At 52.6% G+C, this 21,387-nt stretch carries 22 protein-coding genes; 7 read left to right on the forward strand and 15 right to left on the reverse strand.

Translation table 11 applies throughout. From position 1 onward, the window contains the following. Positions 1-57 precede the first annotated feature (57 nt). Together B0B12_RS02950 and B0B12_RS02955 are read right to left on the reverse strand one after the other, a co-directional pair. Positions 58-807 carry a carboxypeptidase-like regulatory domain-containing protein gene (locus B0B12_RS02950; protein WP_076665990.1) on the reverse strand — a complete coding sequence of 250 codons (750 nt, stop codon included), beginning with the start codon at positions 805-807 and terminating at the stop codon, positions 58-60. Continuing rightward, positions 794-1,366 (reverse strand): RNA polymerase sigma factor, encoded by a 573-nt coding sequence (locus tag B0B12_RS02955; RefSeq protein WP_076665991.1) that lies wholly within the window; start codon positions 1,364-1,366, stop codon positions 794-796. The genes B0B12_RS02950 and B0B12_RS02955 overlap by 14 nt, the downstream gene beginning before the upstream one ends. 314 nt (positions 1,367-1,680) lie before the next feature. Between B0B12_RS02955 and B0B12_RS02960 the strand changes: the two genes are divergently transcribed. Next, on the forward strand, positions 1,681-2,292 hold the full coding sequence (locus B0B12_RS02960; RefSeq protein WP_076665992.1) for a hypothetical protein: 612 nt from the start codon (positions 1,681-1,683) through the stop codon (positions 2,290-2,292). A 75-nt stretch (positions 2,293-2,367) separates the two neighbouring features. Here B0B12_RS02960 and B0B12_RS02965 read toward each other — a convergent pair whose 3' ends face one another. Further along, positions 2,368-2,871: an ExbD/TolR family protein gene (locus B0B12_RS02965; RefSeq protein WP_076667630.1), complete on the reverse strand. Its 504-nt coding sequence runs from the start codon at positions 2,869-2,871 to the stop codon at positions 2,368-2,370. Positions 2,872-3,041: 170 nt separating this feature from the next. On the opposite strand from B0B12_RS02965, the gene B0B12_RS02970 reads away from it, so the two are divergent. Then, positions 3,042-4,064, forward strand: coding sequence for an alcohol dehydrogenase catalytic domain-containing protein (locus tag B0B12_RS02970; protein ID WP_076665993.1), 1,023 nt, complete (start codon positions 3,042-3,044; stop codon positions 4,062-4,064). Between the two features lie 111 nt (positions 4,065-4,175). Continuing rightward, entirely contained in the window at positions 4,176-4,883 is a 708-nt protein-coding gene (locus B0B12_RS02975; protein WP_076665994.1) for a hypothetical protein, read from the forward strand. On the opposite strand, the gene B0B12_RS02980 is transcribed toward B0B12_RS02975, so the two are convergent. From B0B12_RS02980 to tatA, 5 genes are all read right to left on the reverse strand, one after another. After that, the gene (locus B0B12_RS02980) at positions 4,880-5,698 is read right to left on the reverse strand and encodes an anti-sigma factor (protein ID WP_076665995.1); all 819 of its coding nucleotides are present in this window, start codon (positions 5,696-5,698) and stop codon (positions 4,880-4,882) included. The genes B0B12_RS02975 and B0B12_RS02980 overlap by 4 nt on opposite strands. After that, positions 5,691-6,248 carry an RNA polymerase sigma factor gene (locus tag B0B12_RS02985; protein WP_076665996.1) on the reverse strand — a complete coding sequence of 186 codons (558 nt, stop codon included), beginning with the start codon at positions 6,246-6,248 and terminating at the stop codon, positions 5,691-5,693. The genes B0B12_RS02980 and B0B12_RS02985 overlap by 8 nt, the downstream gene beginning before the upstream one ends. 166 nt (positions 6,249-6,414) lie before the next feature. Beyond that, positions 6,415-7,215, reverse strand: coding sequence for a ferritin-like domain-containing protein (locus B0B12_RS02990; protein ID WP_076665997.1), 801 nt, complete (start codon positions 7,213-7,215; stop codon positions 6,415-6,417). An 8-nt stretch (positions 7,216-7,223) separates the two neighbouring features. Beyond that, the gene (locus tag B0B12_RS02995) at positions 7,224-7,934 is read right to left on the reverse strand and encodes a ferritin-like domain-containing protein (RefSeq protein WP_076665998.1); all 711 of its coding nucleotides are present in this window, start codon (positions 7,932-7,934) and stop codon (positions 7,224-7,226) included. A 170-nt stretch (positions 7,935-8,104) separates the two neighbouring features. After that, complete coding sequence (gene tatA, locus B0B12_RS03000; protein ID WP_076665999.1) at positions 8,105-8,338, reverse strand: twin-arginine translocase TatA/TatE family subunit; 234 nt, start codon at positions 8,336-8,338, stop codon at positions 8,105-8,107. Positions 8,339-8,531: 193 nt separating this feature from the next. On the opposite strand from tatA, the gene B0B12_RS20195 reads away from it, so the two are divergent. Beyond that, entirely contained in the window at positions 8,532-8,681 is a 150-nt protein-coding gene (locus B0B12_RS20195) for a hypothetical protein (protein WP_170871808.1), read from the forward strand. Here the strand turns inward: B0B12_RS20195 and B0B12_RS03005 are convergent. Next, complete coding sequence (locus tag B0B12_RS03005; RefSeq protein WP_170871809.1) at positions 8,676-10,271, reverse strand: mechanosensitive ion channel family protein; 1,596 nt, start codon at positions 10,269-10,271, stop codon at positions 8,676-8,678. The two genes, B0B12_RS20195 and B0B12_RS03005, sit on opposite strands and share 6 nt — an antisense overlap. Before the next feature lie 363 nt (positions 10,272-10,634). On the opposite strand from B0B12_RS03005, the gene B0B12_RS03010 reads away from it, so the two are divergent. Next, positions 10,635-11,765 carry a hypothetical protein gene (locus tag B0B12_RS03010; RefSeq protein WP_076666001.1) on the forward strand — a complete coding sequence of 377 codons (1,131 nt, stop codon included), beginning with the start codon at positions 10,635-10,637 and terminating at the stop codon, positions 11,763-11,765. 139 nt (positions 11,766-11,904) lie between these two features. On the opposite strand, the gene B0B12_RS03015 is transcribed toward B0B12_RS03010, so the two are convergent. Continuing rightward, positions 11,905-13,299 (reverse strand): MATE family efflux transporter, encoded by a 1,395-nt coding sequence (locus B0B12_RS03015; protein WP_076666002.1) that lies wholly within the window; start codon positions 13,297-13,299, stop codon positions 11,905-11,907. A 397-nt stretch (positions 13,300-13,696) separates the two neighbouring features. Between B0B12_RS03015 and ypfJ the strand changes: the two genes are divergently transcribed. Beyond that, positions 13,697-14,599 (forward strand): KPN_02809 family neutral zinc metallopeptidase, encoded by a 903-nt coding sequence (gene ypfJ, locus B0B12_RS03020; RefSeq protein ID WP_076666003.1) that lies wholly within the window; start codon positions 13,697-13,699, stop codon positions 14,597-14,599. A 173-nt stretch (positions 14,600-14,772) separates the two neighbouring features. On the opposite strand, the gene B0B12_RS03025 is transcribed toward ypfJ, so the two are convergent. The 4 genes from B0B12_RS03025 to B0B12_RS03040 all read right to left on the reverse strand — a co-directional run bounded on the left by B0B12_RS03025 (position 14,773) and on the right by B0B12_RS03040 (position 17,851). Further along, the gene (locus tag B0B12_RS03025; RefSeq protein ID WP_083704066.1) at positions 14,773-15,918 is read right to left on the reverse strand and encodes a serine hydrolase domain-containing protein; all 1,146 of its coding nucleotides are present in this window, start codon (positions 15,916-15,918) and stop codon (positions 14,773-14,775) included. A gap of 81 nt (positions 15,919-15,999) precedes the next feature. Next, positions 16,000-16,887 (reverse strand): DUF5777 family beta-barrel protein, encoded by an 888-nt coding sequence (locus B0B12_RS03030; RefSeq protein WP_076666004.1) that lies wholly within the window; start codon positions 16,885-16,887, stop codon positions 16,000-16,002. A gap of 1 nt (position 16,888) precedes the next feature. Next, positions 16,889-17,455, reverse strand: coding sequence for a YceI family protein (locus tag B0B12_RS03035; RefSeq protein ID WP_076666005.1), 567 nt, complete (start codon positions 17,453-17,455; stop codon positions 16,889-16,891). 9 nt (positions 17,456-17,464) lie between these two features. Next, positions 17,465-17,851 carry a hypothetical protein gene (locus B0B12_RS03040; protein ID WP_076666006.1) on the reverse strand — a complete coding sequence of 129 codons (387 nt, stop codon included), beginning with the start codon at positions 17,849-17,851 and terminating at the stop codon, positions 17,465-17,467. A 217-nt stretch (positions 17,852-18,068) separates the two neighbouring features. On the opposite strand from B0B12_RS03040, the gene B0B12_RS03045 reads away from it, so the two are divergent. Next, positions 18,069-20,612: a family 20 glycosylhydrolase gene (locus tag B0B12_RS03045; protein ID WP_170871810.1), complete on the forward strand. Its 2,544-nt coding sequence runs from the start codon at positions 18,069-18,071 to the stop codon at positions 20,610-20,612. Between the two features lie 96 nt (positions 20,613-20,708). Here the strand turns inward: B0B12_RS03045 and B0B12_RS03050 are convergent, their stop codons facing one another. Beyond that, the gene (locus tag B0B12_RS03050; RefSeq protein ID WP_076666008.1) at positions 20,709-20,951 is read right to left on the reverse strand and encodes a hypothetical protein; all 243 of its coding nucleotides are present in this window, start codon (positions 20,949-20,951) and stop codon (positions 20,709-20,711) included. Between the last annotated feature and the right edge of the window lie 436 nt (positions 20,952-21,387).

The raw sequence follows: 21,387 nt of genomic DNA on the forward strand, positions 1-21,387 counted from the left end.
ATTTGGAGTATACGTCTGTCCAAAAAAGAGTTGCGTATTTTTACGTATAGGTTTTTCTCACTGCCGTCTGTTTCCCATGCGCAGGCGCAGCGTTTTGCCGGGGCTTTCGACATGGAAAGTCTGAGGTGCATAGCCTGTTTTGCTCACCAGCAAGGTATGGCTGCCCGCCACGAGCGACAACCTGAAGTGACCTCGTTCATCGCTGGTCGTTTCCCAGGGGCCGCCTTGAACTTGAATGGTCGCCTGGGCTATACCTTGTCCATTTTCATCCACTAGCTGCCCCTCCAGGCTAAAGCCAGAACTTGCTTTCGGACCGCTGCTGTCAGGATGGCTGGCAGCGACCGGTGGGGCTGGTATGTCAAGCACCAGTGCCGCATCAATCGTGCGGGCCAGCAGTTCTTCCGGACTAGGGGGGAGTATTTCAGCCGCATGCATGGCTGCCTGCTCCTGCGTGGCTGTGCGGGTATAAGCGTAAAACAAAATCAGACCCAGTGAGCTGAACATCATCAACACGCCAACGGCCACGCGCCAGTCGGCCAGGCTCAGGATGGTGCTGGGGCGGTGCTTCCGGCGCAGGCGCGTTCGGATGCGCTGCCAGATGCGGTAACGGGCCTGGCTCGTTCGTTTCCGGTCAGCGAGCGACATGCCCGTCAAAATGTCTTCGCACATTTCACAGTCGAGCAGGTGCTTCTCCAGCTCGTAATTGGTTGCCGGTGGCAGCGAGCCTTCCTCATATTGCCGCAGCAGTTCTGTGGAGGGGTGTTCCTCCAAACCCCATTCGCTAATTTGTATTTTATCGTTGCGCATGGTTTTTTTCAATGTAAATTTTAAGGTTCCGGCGCCCGTTCTGGATGTAGCTCTTCACCTGCTTCTGGTCACAGCCGGTGATTTCCTCTATTTCGCGGTAGCTTTTCTGCTGCAGGTAAAACAACTCAATGCAGGTACGTTGTTCAGCGGGTAGGTGTACAAGACCATGCTCGAGTGCCTGCCAATCGAGTTCAGACTGCGGTGTTTCGCTTTGCGGAAGGGTGTGTTGCTCTTGCGGAAGAGCCTGACTCACTTTGTCTTTCAGTCGGTTAGAGCGGAGCAGTTGCAGACAGTGATTTTTGGTAAGCGTGTGCAGCCACGACTTGAAGTTGCTCACTTCATGCCGTTTCAGGGCTACAATCAGCTGTTCGAACACCTGCATGGTGGCATCTTTGCTTTCTTCTTCCTCCCCGAGGTAGCGCAGGCAGATCAGGTATACCATCTCTGTATGCCGCTCAAAGAGTCTCCCGATCACGTCCAGGTCACCGGTCCGGCGGTATTGCCGCACCAGTTCCAGGTCGTCAGTGGAACGGGATTTCGAAAAGAGCTTTAAAAACATAGCCGGGTGAAGGTTATTGTATATTCAATAAAGCAAATATTGTTGAAGGTGCCATGATTAATTTGAAGGAAGTTTACTTTTCAGGTTCAATTCAGATTTTATTAAATCTTTAAAAGAAATTATGTTACTATTTGTATTCCGTATGCAGTAATTATTCGCGGCCGTCCATCGCTCTTCTATCCTTACTGGCTTTTCACCTTGCCAGGCATACCCCTCGCCCTCCTTTATTCCGCTTTACTACAGGCAACAGCCCGGCTTTGCTTGGTAGGGTTTTATTGCTCTTCTCTTTTCCCGGAATCAATTCTTTTCAAACTATGCTTACATCCTCTAAACACCGAATCAAAACCTTACTTTCCATTCCGCTTGTTGTCATCGCCTTCCTGTTTCTGGGCTGCGATTCAGAAAGCCAGGAGGCACCAGAACCGCTGGCTGCGCAGCTTGAAGCTAATGCTAGCCCTAATCGACCGAATACTGCGCTGCACAACAGAGTGTTGGCTGATATTCGAAGTGCCACTGCCCGTTACCACAGAATCGGGGCAGCTATGGCCGATGGCTATGTACCCTTCAGCCCTTGTGTCAGCCATCCGACACTCGGCGGCATGGGCTACCACTATGTAAAATCCAACCTGGTCGACGGTGAGCTCGATCCCCGTCGACCGGAGGCGCTGTTGTACGAGCCTGAAAAAAACGGTCGCATGAGGCTGGTCGGCGTGGAGTTCATTATCCGGGCTGATGAGTGGGAAGGAAGCGGAACACCAGTGCTGGGCACGCAGGAATTTGACGTGTACATCGACTCAGATAATAATCCGCTGCCTTTCGACAATTACCAGCTACACGCCTGGGTATGGAAGCATAACCCTTCTGGTATGCATTTCCCCTTTAACCCAACCGTCAGCTGTGAGTTTGCGACAGAACCAACGGAGTAGGTGAAGTTGCCGCTAAGCACAACCTGTCAATCAACTCTTAAAGGCCTGCTCCCGCCGAGGGAGCAGGCCTTTGGCTTAACGGGCGGCCAGCAGTGCTTTGTCTTCTTCGCGCAACTCCACCAGGGCGTATTTGCGGGTATCGGTGATCTTGAGCTCGTCGAGGGCGTCTACCAGGTTTTTGAACCGGGAGCTTGCCGTCGCTTTCACCAGCACCACCATGTCGGGGTTGCCTTTCACCTCTTCGTTCAGCAGTACCTGCCGGATGCCGGTGGCTGACAGATCCGTTTCTCTCAACTCGGGACCATCTCCGGGGTAGCCGAAATAGTAGTATACCTTGTCTTCTTCGTCGAGCACAATGTTCAGTGCGTTTTTTCCCGGTACAGGCGTATCTGGGCCTTGGGCTGTGGGCATGTTGATCTCCATGGTCTGAAACCTGGCGAAGGTGGTGGTGAGCATGAAGAAAGTCATCAGCAGTGAGGCCAGGTCCACCATAGGCGTCATATCCAGGTGAAAGCCTTTGCTGCGTGCGCGTTTTTTGTTGCCTTTTGCCGTGTTTTGTTTCTCTGGTACCTGTGCCATGATGGGGTTCCTTTCCGTTAGGGTTGACAATGCAGGCAGGCCTTCTGCTGCTTTTGTTTAGTAGATGAAAGAATCGACCGAATTCCACACTGCTCCATAAAGTTTTTTTAATGAACAGCGACTGTTGTTTGTCGTAAGCAGATCTAAATTCCATAAACCATAGACACGATATGATTGACCGACAGGTATACCGCATGCCGAAGGCAGGTTCCATCCGCAACCTGGCACTTCGCCCGGAAACCCTGGAATCGCCTGGGCCGGAGGAGGTGTGCGTGCGGGTGCGGGCGATCGGCCTCAACTTTGCCGATATTTTTGCCATGCAGGGCCTTTACAGTGCCACGCCGGCTGGCTCCTTTATACCTGGGCTGGAGTTTTCAGGCGAGATTGTGGCGGTGGGAGCGGAGGCAGGCAAGTGGCAGGTCGGGGACCGCGTGATGGGTGCCACTAAGTTCGGCGGCTACGTCACGCACATCAACAGCCACCACCGCTATGTGCTGCCACTGCCTGATGAATGGAGCTTTGAGGAAGGCGCCGGCTTTTTGGTGCAGGGGCTGACGGCCTACTATGCGCTCACAGAACTGGGTAACCTGAAGCCGGGCATGCAGGTGCTCATCCACAGCGCGGCAGGAGGGGTAGGCATCCTGGCTAACCGTATCTGCCAGAGACTGGGCGCCCATACTATAGGTACCGTTGGCCGGCCAGATAAGGTAGATTTTCTGCGGGAGCACGAGCGCTACGACGACGTGATTTTGCGCAACGGAGACTTTTACGAGAAGCTCATGCAGCGCCTGCAGGGACGTCCCCTTCACCTGATCATGGAGTGCATCGGCGGACACATACTAGAGCAGGGCTGGAAGGCCTTGGCGCCAATGGGGCGTATGGTGGTATATGGCAATGCCTCTTTCAGCAGTCACGGCAGCAAGCCCAATTACCCGCGCCTATTCTGGAAGTACCTGCGACGCCCCAAAATTGACCCGCTCAAACTTCCCGGTGAAAACAAATCGCTGATGGGCTTCAATTTGATTTACCTCTACGAGCAGACTGACCTGATGCATGACTTGCTACAGGGCCTGCAGGCCTTGCAGTTGGCGCCGCAGCATGTGGGGCATACGTACGCATTCACCGAAATGCACGAGGCAATCCGCTTGTTTCAGCAGGGCAAGTCAGTGGGGAAAGTCGTTGTGGTGGTATAAAGCCTGAAAAATACCCACTTCTGGGTATTGAATGCCTGAAACTTAATGCGTTATATTTGATTTATACCTGTCAGCACAGGTTAATTCCTTAACCTTTATTGGGCCTGCTCTATGAATGTTCCAGAAGCCATCAAGACGACACTTCGCTTTCGGCAGGTGCCCATGACCATCCACCAGATCGCCTATTTTATTTGTTTCAATCGTTTGCATCGTGCAGCACCTGGTTTCGATGCCATGGTGCAGGCGGTGGAGGAGGCTGTTTACCAAAACCCGGGCTCCTTTAACGTAACCGACGACCTGGTGCACATGTGCCATTGGCGAAAAGAAGAGCAAAGGGTGGTCGAGCACATTTTTAGTACGGTGGGGCAGGCCATTGGGCTGTTCCGGGAGATCACCCTAAGTAAGGATTGTTGCAACAACCTGGTGTTGGCCCTGTTGCTGTACAAGCGACTCTCCGACATCGAGCGGAGCCAGCAGTTAGGCGCGCCCATCGTGCCATACCTTTGGAAGTTTGATCGTGTAACGAACGATACCATGTTGTCCGAGCTCTCTGCCCGGGTATATGAGGTAATGGACTACGTGGAGCGTACCGATGAGCGGCTGGCTGATGCTTTCCTGTTCGGCAAGGAAGAACTCAACCACATGAACGAGACCTCACAGCTCCGGAAACTGCAGGAAGTCATGCGTTTGCTGGCCACCCTTCAGCTTGACGAAGAACACGTTCCCACCCCACTTTTCCAGGCTATCTTCAGTCAGCTCTTCTGGAACAATGTGAAGTTTACCTCTAAAAGCCTAGCAGGAGACGTAGAGCTTATTTAAGAACCAACCTTTCCCATCACCGTGATCGTTTCCAGTGTTGGAGTTGCGCTGCCTCCAACTGGCTCCACTGTAACGGCAAAAGCCTGTGCCGCATTGATATGCTTCATTTGCTGCAGCTTGATCTTCTCTTCTGTCAGTTCAATCATTCCTGCGTCGATAGGCTGTCCGTCCAACAGCGCCCATAACTGGTATTGCTTTCCAGTTGGGAGAGTCGGAAGTGAAACGGGGTCAATATACACTGCTGCCTGGTCCGGATTCCAGTACACGAGCAAAGCGGCCTCCAGATTTGTCTGAACTCCTTTTAACTTCACCAGTTCAAAATCAGGGTCGCGAACGATGGCCAGGGTTTCTTGCTGCTGCTGCAAGCGTAATGATGTCTGCTTCATCTGCTGGGCTAGCAATCGCTCTGAAGCCATTACGCCGGCCAGCCTTTCCTCGGCCTGTTGCCATTTGCTATAGAAAAATACACTTAAAATGCCGGAAAACAGCATCAGTGCGACACTGGCGGCAAGCATCCACTGATAAGCCCCCTGCTTAGAGGCGCCTGGTTCGCGGAGATTATCGATAGGAAGCTGGCGAACATTTGCTTCTTCATTCGCCAGCTGATTCATGATTCTGGTTTTGAGTTCACTTTTTGGGGTATGGGCATAAAGTCCGGCATAGGCTTCCATGGCAGCGCAGGCCTCGTCCAGCGCCGACCGGATCTCCGGTGATTGCGCGGCCTGACGCTCCACTTCCTCCCGCTCTGCTTCGGTTAAACCGCCCGCTGCGTAGAGTTCAAGAATACCCGATGCTATGTAGTCTTCGTTATGCACGTCCTTTGAATAATCTTGATAAAAATTTGACTGCATTGCGGGCCCGGGTCTTTACAGTACCCAGCGGTATGTCATAGGATTCCGCAATTTCACTCTGAGTCAGGCCATCAAAATACATCAGGTCAATGATCTGCTTTTGTTCAGGATTCAATTTATCTACAATTTCCCGCATACCAATGTGCTCCGGTTTGAAGGTATCTGTGTAGTGGAATATGCGGGAGTCGGCTTCTATTTTTTGTGACAGAATACTTACGCGATACTGCTTTGAGCGGATTGTATCAATTGCCAGATTCCTGCAAATATTCAACATCCAGGTGAAAAGTCTGCCTTTGGAGGCATCATATTTATCAAAGGATACCCAGATTCTTAAAATTGCCTCCTGCAACACGTCTTCGGCTACATTTTCATCTTTTACAATTCGGAATACGATGCCGTAGAGGGTAGGGCTATACCTGTCATAGAGCTGTGACATGGCTGAACTATCACGGGCTCGGAGCCGTGCTACCAGATCTTCTTCTGCGAGGGTTTCTTTGGATCGTTGATCAGCCAATTATCAAAGCTTTAGACTACACTACAATCAAATGTGTATATTTGTTTAGGAAATTATCGCGGCATCATGCAAAATGCCTCACAGTAAAAGAGCTGTCTGAGACAGCCCTCTCACTATGAAGCACCTATGGGAAATTTACCGGTGATCGGAAATGTTCCGCTATGATTTACTCAAACAGTGAAACTATCTGAGCGACCTGGTCTTTGGTCAGTGGTTCGTCAAAAGCACCAGTTGCGATCTCGGCAGAGTAACCGCTTCCGACTGTTTTCACATCGTTGATACCGCCATGGGACACATTGTCCTCACCGGCGTAAACAGCCGCAGCACCTGCAGGCACATTGCTGTTACCGGCAGCGCCCACTATCCAACCGGCATTATTACGCATGCGCCTGATATGGGCTGCATGGCGTGCTTCTACCGAGTGTATCTGCAAGGCGGCGGTAAGAACGGCGTCATTGCTGATCAGATTGGCGGCCTGTCCCTTGTAAGCCCGCACGCCGGTGTCCTCAAATGCTTGCGCCAGTGTCAGGAAAGTCTGGTAGTTGGTGTTCCAGTCCGCAAAGTTTTTACCGAAGTTAAATGTAGGCTCACTGATCGGGGTTCCGTTCAGACTGCGGATGGTCGCAATCAGGATATCTACGTGCTGCGCCTCGTGCATCTGTATCTTCTGGATGGCTGCTCTGGCGGCTCCGTCTGTGATCAGGCCATTGGCAGCCAGTCCGCCGGCGTAAAAGTTGCGCTCCAGGTACTCTAGTTTCAATGCGAAGTTGAGCACTTCCAGCACGGTGCCGGAGCTCTGTCCATACGCTTTGTTGAATACCGACCCAAGCGCGACAGGTATAGCGGTCAGGGCAGCAGTTTTACCCATATTCCCGAGGCTTTTGAAAACGCTGCGTCTCGAGTCGAGCTTATTATACACTTCAGGATCAACTTTTTCGATATCTGCTATTATTCTGAATATGTTCATGGTGTGTCTTATTTAGGAAGATTATTGGCATTGATGGGGGTACTGATGAATGCGGAAGCAGCCTTGAGCACTTCGGCAGGCATCATGGCAGGGTCCAGGCCTTTGGCGTCGGCGGTGTCGGAGAAGGTGCCGTTGGAGATGATGTCGCGGATAACAGCGGCGTGTCGGGCCTCTACGGATACGATCTTGCCAGCCAATGTCAGGAATCCGGCGTTTTCCAGGAATCTTCCAGCGCCATTATAAGCCGCCACACCCAGATCTTCGAAGGTACGGGCAGTCGTGAGTATGCTGTTCTTGTCGTTGAAGTTAATGGAGCTGAAGTTCACTTCCAGGTCAGGTATAGCGGCGGAGCCCAGTGCTGCTTTGAGGAAATCCCGGTGAATGGATTCGTGGCCTTTCAGGTCCTGCATGATCTGCTGCTCAGTTTGGTTGAAAACCCCCATCGAGCGGGCCACCACTTCGGTATAGAAGGCTGCCTCCAACTGCTCAAGGGCGTAAGCATAGTTCAGAATGCCGGTGTCACCCGAGCCCAGGTCAACCGCCATCGGGTCCATGGGGCCCTTGTCATCGTCATCGTCGCAGGAGGTCATAAAGAGGAGGGTAGAAGCCGCTGCCGTGGCGCTGGCATAACGCAGGAAAGCACGGCGCTGGATAGGAGCCACCAGGCTGCTCTTCAGGCTCAGGTCATTCTCCGCCAGCTCGTTCTGTAGTTTTTTCATAAGTCTAGTTATTAGGTGAAAGTTATTGGAAATTGCTACAGACAAACTGCTTGACCGTCAGCAATGCCAGACTTACGAACCAGCCGTCTTGTCTGGATTTAGGGGAGTGAAAAAAAGACAAAAAAAAGAAGTCTGATTTCAAAAGCGGACTTCTCTTATCAACAGGGGGGCTACTCCCGGTTTAGGTTAACTTGTTCTGTCTCGGGCTGCACTGCGGCGGATTTTTCGAAACTATCTTTTATTTCCCTCGAAGATTCCTTGAATTCCCGGATACCCCGACCCAGACCTTTGGCCATTTCAGGAATGCGTTTTGCCCCGAAAAACAAGACAAAAACAAGGATGATCAATATTACCTCAGGACCACCCAGGCCCCCGATAAACAATAATATGCTTGCTAACTCCATAGTCTCTTTTAGTTTTAATTGGTGAATGGAGCATACAAACGAATCCCAGGGCTATCCGGATTTCGCCAGCCTTCAATTTTTTTTGGATTACCTGTGCCTGTTGCGGAATCTTATACCTGCCGCCAAATTGTGGCCGGCACCCTGATCAGGTATGTGGCCGCGGAACAATTAGAGGTGCTTTTTTGAGCTGGTTGTGGCGGTATCTATCGTGCTGTTCGGACTTGACAGTCCGGCCGTGCTGGTATGCGTGGTGGGTATGCAGTATGAAGTGTCAGGTATGTTCTCGCTGGTGGCCTTTGCGAACAAGAAAAGTCTTTATAAAGGCATTAACCTGCCTTTATAAAGACTTTTCTTTTTTCTCTTCCGTACCGGCCCCATCATTACTGACCAGCAGTTGCTGGACTGGCAGCGCGAACCCTTTGCCTTTGGTATTGACGGCATCCATCATGGTTAAGAGCAGACCTTCCTTTACTTCCAGGTGTTCGTTGAAATCGCTGGTCAGGATGTAGGAGAACACTTCGATTTTCAGGGCATCTGTCGTGATCTCGGTGAGGCGCACGCGTGCACTCGTTTTGTCTATTTTGGGATGCGCCGTGAGGGTTTCTCTCAGAGAGCGTAACACAGCCTGTATCTGAGGCGGCGTGGTGTCGTAGCGGAGCCTTAGCACCGGGTTAAACAAAAAGCGGTCGCGGTGGGCAAAGTTCTCAATCTTCTGCGACGAGAAATCTCCGTTCGGAATGGTAACGATGGTACGCTCCGTTGTGCGCAGGCGGGTAGAACGCATGCCGATCTGCTCCACGGTGCCGCTCGTGTCGCCCACTTTGCAAAAGTCGCCCACCCGGATGGGCTGGTCGGCAATGAGCGTCACGCTCCCGACAAAGTTCTCGACCGTTTTCTGGGCACCCAGCGCCAACGCAATACCGCCTATACCTAGTGCGGCCAGACCCGTGGTGACATCGAATCCGAGGGTGCTGAGTATGAAAATAACACCAAACACAACCAGGGCTATCTTGGCGCCGCGTTGCAGGAAAAGCACAATAGAGATGCCTGCCATGTTGCGGCGGTCCACCAGGCGGCGCCTGCTGAAACTTGTAATGACGTCCACCAGTCGCCAGAGCAGCAGCAGCACCGCTATAAGGCCGATAATGATGGTGAGCTCACTGAAGCGCTGCCTCAGCACGAACGAGATGCCCAGCCGTTGGCTCAGGTATACCAGCAGAACGGCCGCCAGGTATAGCCGCACGGGCAGAGAAAAGGCCCTGATGAAACCGTACGTTGGCTCGTTACGGGTCTTCCGCCAGATGTAGCTGATCAGGAATATCAGGCCCGAAGTGATGCTCCAGGCAAGTAAATAGGCGACCACCCCAATCACCAACATCCCCAACCAATGGCCCGCCGGTGCACCTCCCCAGCGGTTTTCTTCCAGAAAGCCAGGCAAGGTTTTCTCAATCACGGTTTCGGAAGGGGCGGCTTCCTCTACAGGTACCTGGCGGAGCGTCTCATATGCTACCAGCCAGATCGGGCCACCAGCCGGTCCCTCGGTTTTCTCCAGCAGGATGTCGACATTCTGTTCATTGACGGTGGCCGTTCCGACGCGTTCCAGATTAGGGGACAGATCGTCTTTAAGGTCGCCTTCCGGCAAATTGCTGATCCAGGAGCGAGGCAAGGTTTTGCTGCGCTGATCCAGCATGCGTTGCAATGCCTGCGCCATCATAGCCCCGTCCTTTATGGTGTCGGTGGCCGTTTGCAGGTTCAGGTAGAAAGCTGCCCGGGTATAATCGCCATCGGCTACTGCTTTGATAAAACCTGTCACGGTGCCCCTCGGGCTACGCCTGCCTAGCGAGTCCTCTGGCCACTCCGGTGCGGCAACAACCGCTGCGGTGTCCGGGGTCTCTTCCTGTGCATAGGACTCGGCCGGCAGGGTGAAAAGCATGAGTGCAAGCAGCCAAATAATACGTGTGAATTTCTGGCCGGTGGCAGGGGGTATATAATGATCGCTTGTAAATAACATGTGATGCAACGAAGTGAAGCTCGACAAAGCGTTCGTTAAAAAGGTCTGTTTCTGTAACATCATGCAATAACGGCTGTGCTTGTGATGGGTTTTACAAAGCATCTCCCCGAATGAAGACCGCGCCTTGGAACTAAATCGGATTAAATATTATTTATGGCAATAAAATTTGGTTCTGGTACAAGAACAGCTACCTTTAATACAGCTATTTTGGCTTGCAAAGTGGCGCCTTACATCCTGATTATTTTTACCTATACCCAAACTTAATCTCATTTAATCACACGTAGTATGAACAGAACAAAGACTACTTTATTCTGCCTGGGACTGGCTTTCATTTCTTTTTCCTGTGAGAAGGAAATGGACGATGTAGGCTTGGCCTCGAGCAGCACCCTGCAATCTTCTTCAACCTCAAACCTCAGCACTTCGGAGCTTACGCCATTAAAATCCATAGAGGACCAGATACCTGTGCATGAGAATTTGCGCAATATGTTGATGGGCAATGTCGTAGAGCCTACTACTTGTGGCCCTACCTCTTTTGCAACTGTGCAAAACAGCTATTTCGCACCACTGGCTACAGATTTGGTTGGCTTATTTGGACCGCAGGCACAGCCGATCTATAATACTTATCTGACATTAGGTCAGTATGCTGCCATGATTGACGAATCTGCTCAGTACTTCGGTGCAAACGGTGAGTATACCGACCTGATGAACAAGCGCAAGCGTGAACTGGAAAAATTCTGGAACATGCCAAACCAGATCCGATTGAACGGACAGCACACGGCTACATTGAATGACAGGGAGCGGCTTGCCGATGTATATGAGCTAATTGGCGTTGGCATCACCTCAAGAGAGCAAGCCTATGCTGTGGCTGATCAGATCCTGTATTTCAATACGTTCTCCAATCAATTGCCGGAGTCTCCTTTCTTCGCTGCCGATGGTTTTGCCACGACTTACAATAACCTGATCGTGATAGGCGACGGGCTTGTGGAGATGATTTCAGGAACAGGTATAGAGCAAGACATTGTGTGGACCGGTATACTGGCACACGAATGGGCGCACCAGATCCAGTTCAAAAACATGAACGCCTGGTATCCGGCAGGTACTTTTGCCAGTATATCTGAAGATACGCGCTACAAAGAACTGGAAGCCGATTTTCTGGCTGCTTACTACATGACGCACAAGCGGGGCGCCACGTATAACAGCAAGCGTGTGGCCCAGTTCTATGAGCTGTTCTTCCAGATCGGCGACTGTGGTTTCGCAAGCAATGGACACCACGGTACACCGGATCAGCGCATGGCGGCGGCTGAACTTGGCTTCCGTCTGGCTGCAGATGCCCAGAAGCAAGGCCATATCCTGAGTATGGAGCAGGCGCATGCCTATTTCGTGGCAAACTTCAACGGCTTGTTAGTACAAAACTAGTCAACAGACTCTTTCCCTTTTAAGCAGGTATAGCCCGAGCGGCTATACCTGCTTTTTTTATGCGATAAGTCTACCGATTCCTTAATTATATAGCAGGCAACTTCTGACCAGTCAACAAACGCTATTCCTGAAGCCGAAGCTATACCTTCACCGCTTTCCAGGTGCCGCGCCGGAAGAGCCACCAGCCGACCAGTGCGTGGAATGAGTGGCAGAAGGCGATGGCCAGGAAAATGCCAGTGATCCCGAATCCTAGGTATTTTGCCAGCAGATAAGCCAGCGGGATTTCGATCAGCCAGAGCACCACAATGTTGATGACGGACGGTGTGCGGGTATCGCCGGCTCCGTTAAAGGCCTGCACCATCACCATGCCCAACCCGAAAAAGACGTAGCCCAGCGTTATGATCTGTAGCGCCTCCGAGGTAACCGCGATCACGGTCTGATCGCTTGCAAAAAATGCAGCCAGGTGTTCTCCGAAGAAGATGAACAGGAAAGTGACGCCCGCCATAAAGATCATGTTATACCTGGCCGTCAGCCACACGGCCAGCTCTGCCCGTCTCGCTTTCTGTGCGCCCAGGTTTTGGCCGACCAGCGTAGCTGCCGCAGAGGATAATCCCCAGGCCGGCAGCATGGCGAACATGATCAGGCGGAAGGCGATGGTATAGCCGGCCAGGGCGCTGCTGCCAAACTCGGCGATGATGCGTGTCAGGAAAATCCAACTGGCCGAGTCAATCAGGTACTGGCCCATGCCGCCCGACGAAAGGGCCAGGATGCGCCTGATCATGGCAAAACTAACCACCAGGTTGTCGCGCCCGACCTTGAGCAGATGCCTGCCATTGAGGAGGTGGTAGAATTGGTAGACCACGCCTATGCTGCGCCCGATGGTGGTGGCCCAGGCCGCGCCTTCCAGTCCCAGGCCTTCGAAGGAGCCGATGCCGAAGATGAGGAGCGGGTCCAATACAATGTTGGCGCCATTGGCGAGCCAGAGCGCACGCATGGCCAGGTGCGGCTGACCGGCTCCCCGAAAAATTCCGTTGATCAGGAAAAGCAGAATGATGACCAGGTTGCCGGCGAAGATGATCTGCGCATAGCGGAGCCCGGTTTCGAGCAGGTCGGCTTCGGCGCCCATCAGCGTCAGGATGTCGGCCGCAAACCAAGTGGCCAGTATACCCATCAGCAGGGCCAGCACGGCACCCGTGACCAGGAGCTGGAAGGTGACGTTGCCCGCCTCGTGATAGTTTTTCTCGCCAATGCGGCGCGCGACCAGGGCTGTGGCCGCAATGCTCACACCCATTCCCACCGAGTAGATCACCATCAGGACCGTCTCTGTAAGCCCGACGGTGGCCAGCGCGTGTGGTCCCAGGCGGCCAACAAAAAAAATGTCCACCACCGCAAAGAGCGACTCCATCATCATCTCCAGGATCATGGGGACGGCCAGCAGCACGATACCCGGCCGGATGCCCAGAGTTGTGAAATCCTGCTCCTTGCCTTTCACGGCCGACCAGACGAGGTGCATAAATTCTTTGAGGTTGTCCATGTGAGGGGCTAAGGTATAGCAGGGGTACGGGAGAAGAAAGGTACAGGGTTGGGCTTTACCTTCCAAGGCTAGCACCTGATCATTTGCGTGCAGCAGTACAAACGACCCGACCTCGCAGTATGCGCAGCTCCTACGTGTGTCTCACCCTTTCACCGTGGTTTTACCTGAAATATCTTTAGCGAAGGCAGATCGGTTAGACACCCGCGGGTATAAAGACACCGCAAGGTCTGGGCATGGCCACAGCGATAGTACATCTCCGAACCACCCAAAGTGCCTATCATTTTGCTGAGCGCCAAGGTATGCAAACTTCTCACATCCAAGAGTTGCCGCTCCACGTTATACAGTTCAAAAAGTAGGGACAGACTTACATCAGTAAGGCAGAACAAATAAGAAAATTATGAAATGGCAAGGTAGAAGAAAAAGCAGCAATATAGAAGACCGCAGGGGGCAATCGGCAGGCGGTTTTGGAGGTGGTGGCAGAGGCATCAGTCCCATGCTGCTCATCCCATTGTTCCGGCTCCTGTTCTCCAAAGTGGGGCTCATCATAGTCGGGGTACTGTTACTCATCATGTTTTTGACGGGAACCAACCCACTGGCGCTCCTGCAACAGTTTGTGGGTGGCGAGCCGCAGTATGCGCAGACAACCGGATACCAGCCGAGTCCGGAAGAGCAGGAGCTGGCAGATCAGACAGCCGTGGTACTGGCCGATACTGAGGATGTCTGGAACACAATGATTCAAGGCTATCGGGAACCCACCCTGGTGTTGTATTCAGGTCAGGTACAATCGGCCTGCGGGCTTTCTTCTTCCGCCACCGGACCGTTCTACTGCCCCGGCGATGAAAAGCTGTACATCGACCTGAGTTTTTTTGAAGAGATGGAGCGCAAGCTGGGTGCCGAAGGCGACTTTGCGCAAGCTTATGTTGTGGGCCACGAGGTAGGGCATCATATTCAGAAGCTCACCGGCACCATGGACCAGGTGAACGCCATGCGGGGCAGATTGTCCCAGACTGAGTTTAATCAGCTCATGGTGCGTGTGGAACTGCAGGCTGATTTCTATGCCGGCGTCTGGGCACACCATACCCAGCGCTCCACCGGCTTTATGGAGCCCGGCGACCTGGAAGAAGCCCTGAACGCCGCCAGCGCCATCGGCGACGACCGCCTGCAAAAGCAAGCCACTGGCCGGGTGGTACCCGACTCGTTCACCCATGGCACCTCAGCCCAACGGGTTCGCTGGTTCAGAAAAGGCTTCGAGACAGGCGACGTGAACCAGGGCGATACCTTCAATGCCAGCGAGTTATAAAAGCAACAGACAACAGGTATAGGCCTGATCTAAAAGCAAAAAGCCTCTCCATTTCCGGAGAGGCTTTTTGCTTATACGTGAGCTGTTAGCTCTATTCTATCTGGATTGTATCTTCTAAAAACCGGTGCTTGTCAGGTATAGCGCTAAACCTGCAGCAAGCCTAAATGCGCTGCTTATTTGATCAAATTCTTATACAGACTGTTGATCACTTCAGCCAGCGCCAGGTTGTATTCATTTACTTCCGGGGCACTGGTTCCGTTCGTTATCACCACAAAGCCGAACTGTTCTTTTGGCTGGAAGAACATGGCGCTGTAGAGGCCGTAGGCATTGCCGGTGTGGCCAACCAGCGCCTTACCCGGGATCAGTTTTTTTTCTGTTTTTAGGGCCAGTCCGTAGCCATTGTCGGCAATCTTCGACTGCATTTGCTTCGCGCTTTTCTTCGAAATGATGCGTGTACCCTTGTACTCGCCTTTGTTCATATGCATGGTCATATACCTGGCCAGGTCAGGGGCCGACATCTTCATGCCGCCGGTGGGCGAGAAGATAGGGGTGCTATGGCCCATTTTGTAATTTCTGATCTCTTGCCGGCGCGGGGCATATGCCGAGGGCGAAGGAGAGAAACGGCTCGAGTCCGCATGGTACTCATACAGGGTCACGAAACGACTGGCGTCCAGGGAGTCTACGTTGTAGCCGCCGTATAGCCCCAGCGGGTCCAGGATGCGGTGCTTGATGGATTGGTCGAAGCGCTCGCCGGTCAGTTTCTCCAGGATGGTGCCGCCCATGTTGAAACCCAGGTTGCAGTACTCGTATTGCGTGCCGGGCTCGTAGTTGTTGTAGCAGGCAGCCCAGTTCGGGTTTTTGGCCGGGTCGATGGTGTCGAGGGTGAAGTAGCCCTGGCTGTCGTTGATGCTGGAAGTATGCGAAAGCATCATGCGCAGCGTGATGACTTTATCCGGGTACTTCGGGTTGCGCACCTGAAAACCCACCAGCTTGCTCACATCATCCTCCAGTGAAAGCTTTCCTGCCTCGATCAACTGCATCAGGGCCGTAGCGGTAAAGGATTTGGAGATGGAGGCAATCCTGAAAATATCATTTGGGGAGAGCGGTGTCTGGCTTTCGACATCCTTCAATCCGAAGGATTTATTATAAACAATTTCGCCTTTCTTCACCACAACCACGGCCAGCCCCACCATGTCGTGCTGCTGCATGATAGACTGCAAGTCTGTTTCGGTTTTGGCATCCTGTCCGTGGCCGGATAGGGTGAAGGTGGCCAGCACGAGCGTGGTGAGCGTGGCATTCTTCCAAAATTTTTTCAGCATAGTTCCAATGAGGTATAGCGTATGAGGAGCCTAAGTTAAGCATCTATACTGAAATACCACTATTCTATTATCCTGATTATCTCACCACTTCTTTTCTCCTTTCAGATCGAAGACCCGCGAAATGTTAAAGCCAAAATAGATGTCTCCGTCAGACCAATAGCCGGTGTTCCGGCTAACGAAAAATTTCTCCACCATACCCTCTGCGTTCGTAAAGATCAACTGAAAAACATGTCCGCCTGTTTCGATGTCAAACCCAAGGGAAAGGCCGTTCCGGTAGTCCTGTCGTGCCTCACCGGAGAGCAAGTAAAAATACTCCGCGTTGAAGGAGGTTCGCTTGGTGATCTTGAATCGCCCGCCTCCGCCCAGTGCGTATACCTTGTTTTCATCCCGACGGGTTGGAACCAGGTTGTGGTGCACCAGGGTGGGGGATAGCTGGAGCGAGAAGCGATCTGTAAATTTCCGAGCAATAAGTACCTGCTGCGTGTAAGCCAATCGGTGCCTGAAATCAAAGTTGTTTTCCTCCTGTGGCCATTTCAGCGAGCGGACAGCTGCACTGGAAAAGAGCGTGACGGTGACCGGGCTACCTGTTCCCATTTGTTGCTGCAGCAGCTTATACTTCAAGAAACCGTCAAAGGTCTTTTCCAGGGAGCTCCTGCCTATACCTATGTCAAGCCGGTTTGTTAAGCCGTACTCCAGCCCGAGGCGGATGGTCGCCTGGTCGAGTCCGAACAGCTCGTAGGCACCGCTGTTCAGAGTACCAAAGCGGTGAGAGATCAGAAAGAGCAGTACGCCGGCGCTGTTCGTTTCCACTGTGTGCCCGTTCACCAGGCGCGTGGTCTTAAAGGTACCGGTTACAGGGCCAGTGGTTGCGCTGTCGCTGGCCTCAGCTATTTTTAGCAGGTCGTCCTGTGCCTGCGCAAAGGCTGTGGGCAGGCAGAGCAGCACCAAAAGCATCCATTTCTTTCGCATGTCAGAGGCTGTTACCTGTTAGCGGGGAATAGATGATGTCCACGGTAATGTCAATCCGCCTGGCGATGTTGTTGCGAACGAGCCGCGGAATATGGATGTCAAACTCCTGTGGTGTGACCGAGAAGGTGGACTTGCCATAGATGCGCCCATCTTTCACTTCCAGGGTACCCACAGTGTCGATGGCTTTGTCTTTGCCATGTATGTTCAGCACGCCTTGTACCCGCACGAGGTATGCCGCTTGCCGGGTGACGTCCACGGCGTCGGGATTCATTATTTTTCCCTTAAAGGTAGCCTTCGGGTACTTGTCCGACTCTACGTAGTTTTCATTGAAGTGCGTTTGCATCAGGGATTTCCTGAACTGAAACTCCTTCATCGGGACAGAAAAGACCATTTCGCCGGTACTCAGATCCAGCACGGAAACCACTTTCCGGTTATGCGCTTCGATGTCCTCCAGGGGAGCATCCGAATAGAACCAGATGTGGCCTGTTTTGGTGAAGAAACGTGCCTGCGCCACCCCATTGGCAAGGGGAAAAAGGAAGAGCGCTATAAGCAGAAGAAGCTGTTTCATGGCCAGGATTTAATTGTTCGGAGCGCCATTGTCGACCCATTTCTTGATCTTCTCAATATCACAGGCCGAGAGTTTCGCAGCGCCTTGCGGCATGGGAGCGAAGCCGGGCGCATGGGTAATCGCACCGATCAGGCGGCGGTCGTCTACCTTCGCCTTTACACCGGCATAGCTGCTCAGTACCACGCCACCCTCTGCAATGTTGGCGGCATGGCAGGCGTAGCAGTTGGCAGCCAGTATGGGCACCACGCTGCCCGAAAAGGTCACCGCATTGGTATCGCATTGCTGGGCGGGCTGCTGCGGCGTCAGGTCTTCTTCGTTGTCATCGGCACAGGCCACAGCAGCCATAAGCATAATGCCCAGCATCAGTTTGTTCAGAGAGGTATAGGTTTGTGCCATGTGTTTTTCTTCTTTTTGTCGAGGTGCCCCCATCACGGACATTATTTCCGGATGGTTGCCTCTGGTTGAAATAATATCGCGCACCTGACCACCAGAATTGAGTTGTCACATCCATCTTGCGGTTTTGTGCAGGTTTTAGGTTTCGGTTCTACCTATTTTATGCTATATTTCAGCATCCTTCGACACATCTGATGATTTTGATACCATGAGAAAGCCCTTGGCAGCCGTTTTATGCGCCCTCTATGTTATGCTCTATGCAAATGCCTTTGCACAGGAAAGCAGTAAAAATTTCGACCCCAAGAAGCTCAAGCTGAGCTATGAGGTTGCGGACGGAAAGTACGAGAACAAGCCACAAACGCTGGCGGTGCTCACCCTCACCAACACAGGCGATTCACCTTTGCCGGCCAGTGGCTGGACCCTGTATTTCCATTCCTTTCCTGCTCTTAAGCCCAAAGAGGAGAATGCTCCCTTCAAAGTGGAGCATGTGAACGGCGACCTGCGCTATCTGGCGCCGACTGCTGCTTTCAAAGGACTGGCACCTGGCGCTTCGCAGCGGATAGAGCTCGTTTCGGGTGGACAGGTGGTGAACGAGTCCAGAACGCCGCATGGCTTTTACCTGGTTTGGGACCATGACAAGTCAAAAGGCTACACCACTGCGCCCATTAGCGTGAAAAAGCCGGACCAGCCCTGGGTTAACTGGCTGCAGGCGAAAGAGGTGTATGCGCAGAACAAGGTGATTACCGACATCGCAGAAGAGAAGCTGACCAAAGTTTTCCCGACACCGGCTGTATACCACGAATCCGGCCAGCCGTTTACCATGACCGCCGCTATACCTATTGTAACGGATGCTGCTTTTATGCGCGAGGCTACCTTGCTGGCGGATCACCTGGGTACTGTTTTCGGCAAAAAACCGGTCATCAGCATGCTGGGTACCGGCAAGGCAATTCGTTTGCAACTCAAGAAAGGGTTGGGGCCGGAAGCCTACGAACTGCAGGTGAGTCCGCAGGAAGTGGTGATTAATGCCTCTACACCGACAGGCGCTTTTTATGGCACACAATCGCTGAAGACGCTGATTCCGGCAACAGCATTGGCTAAAAAACAGGCTTCTGTGCAGCTGCCGGGTGTGCGTGTTTCGGATGCGCCGCGTTTTGGGCACAGAGCTTTTATGATGGATGTGTCGCGCAATTTCCAGTCGAAGGAGCAGGTGCTGAAGGTGCTGGATCTGATGGCGCTCTACAAGCTGAATGTACTGCACTTTCACCTGAACGATGACGAAGGCTGGCGCCTGGAAATTCCGGGTCTGCCGGAACTGACGGAGGTTGGCGGCAGACGCGGCCATACCGTCGATGAGCTGAACCAACTGCAGCCTTCGCTGGGCTCTGGTCCGGACGCCGATAAGACAAGCGGCAGCGGGCACTATACCAAAGCAGACTTTATCCAGATCCTGAAGTACGCGACGGAGCGCCACATCAAGGTGATTCCGGAGATCGAAACGCCGGGTCATGCCCGTGCCGCAATCAAGTCGATGGATGCCCGCTATGCCCGCCTGATGAAGGAGGGGAAACCCGAAGAAGCAAAACGCTACCTGCTTCGCGACCTGGAGGATAAATCGGTGTACCGTTCTGTACAGAACTGGAATGATAACGTGATCAACGTGGCGCTGCCTTCTACCTATACCTTCCTCGAAAAGGTGGTGGACGAGATCCTGGCCATGTATCAGGAGGCCGGTGCCCCGATCCAGACCATCCACATGGGCGGCGACGAGGTACCCAATGGCGTATGGGAGAAGTCGCCTGCGGTAGACGCTTTGATGGCGGCTAACCCAGGTATAAAAGGTAAATACGATCTTTGGGACTACTTCTTTGGCAAGGTGAACTCTATGCTCAACGCGCGCAAGCTCTATATGTCAGGATGGGAGGAAATAGGCCTGACAAGGGTAGAGGAGAACGGGAAGAAAAAGTATGTGCCCAACCTGGATTTCAAAGACAAGAACTTTCATGTGGATGTCTGGAACAACCTGTGGGGCGCCGAGGACCTGGCCTACCGTATGGCGAATGCCGGCTACAAGGTGGTGCTCACCAACGCCTCCAACCTATACCTGGACCTGACTTACCAGAAAGCCTACGACGAGCCGGGCCTGTACTGGGCAGGCTACCTGGACCTGGACAAGCCCTTCTACTTCATCCCCTTTGACTACATGAAGAACCAGAAAGTAGATACCAACAACGATCCGATCAATCCTGCGGTAGTCTTTAAAGGAAAAGAGCGACTGACTGCCTTTGGGCGCACGAATATTGTAGGATTGCAGGCGCCGCTCTGGTCTGAGATGATCAAAACCCCGGAACGCCTGGAGTACATGCTGCTGCCGAAGCTTTTGGGTCTGGCAGAGCGCGCCTGGGCACCGGACCCGGCTTGGGCAACCGAGCCAGATGCTGCCAAAGCCGAAGCGGCCTACAACCAGGCCTGGTCTGCCTTTGTAAATGTATTGGGCAAGCGCGAACTGCCGCGCCTGAGCCACTATGCCGGCGGCTTCCAGTACCGCATCCCGACAGCCGGTGCCGTGCTGGAGAACGGAAAAGTACTGGCCAATGTACAATTGCCTGGATTCGTCATCCGCTACACCACAGACGGTTCGGAGCCTACCGAAAAGAGCAAGGTGTACACGGGCCCGATCAGCGCGAAAGGGGAGGTGAAGCTGAAAGTATTCAGCCCATCCGGACGATCCGGCCGCGTAGTAACGATCTCGAATAAGGCGAGTTGATCCGACAACGAATTCACCCAATTGACTAGAAGTAAAAAAGGTCTGCCAGGTATACCTGACAGACCTTTTATTATTGTCACTGCTTGTTTCAATTAGTTATTCGGAAGGCGGACTAGATTCTTTCACCGGAAAGTGATTTTTCCGGAGATTCATGCCATAGGTATAGTTCGTGGACAGGATCACGTCGTTGCAATCAAAATGCTTGATCACGCCGTCTTTTTGCAAGGCGACCACCCAGCAGGTGTTCTGGTGCATGCCGTAGTCGATGATGAAAATGGCCTGGCCCGTCCCCAAAGGCGTCTCGACCAGTATGGATGGTTTTAATTGAAGTATAGACATATGGTGCGTTCTAAGTTTGTTGGTTTTGACTCTTTAACTATTTAACGAGACAATAGTTTAGGACATACGCATGGTATATTTGCCATAGAGGCCCATCAACACCATAAATTCGTAGGGACAGGTCGCGACCTATCCGAATCGTGCATCGGTTAATTTGTCTGAATCTTTCTATAGGGCCCCTACCCCAAGGATTTACAGGATTAAAGGATTTGCAGGATTAGCTCTTGGAGCAATTAAATTTCCAGTTGCATCGACAAGCCATTGTGCAGGCAGGGCGCAACTCGAAGCTGTCAACTTAATGTTTTTTGTCATTTCGAACACGCCCGAGACGCGAGTCGAAGGGGGCGAGCGGAGCTCTGAGAAATCTGGAATATTGCCATTACTCTGGATTGATCCAGATCTCTCCCTTTGTTCGACATGACAGCTAGAAATGAAG

The organism is Pontibacter indicus (assembly GCF_900156345.1).
GTDB classification, from domain to species: domain Bacteria; phylum Bacteroidota; class Bacteroidia; order Cytophagales; family Hymenobacteraceae; genus Pontibacter; species Pontibacter indicus.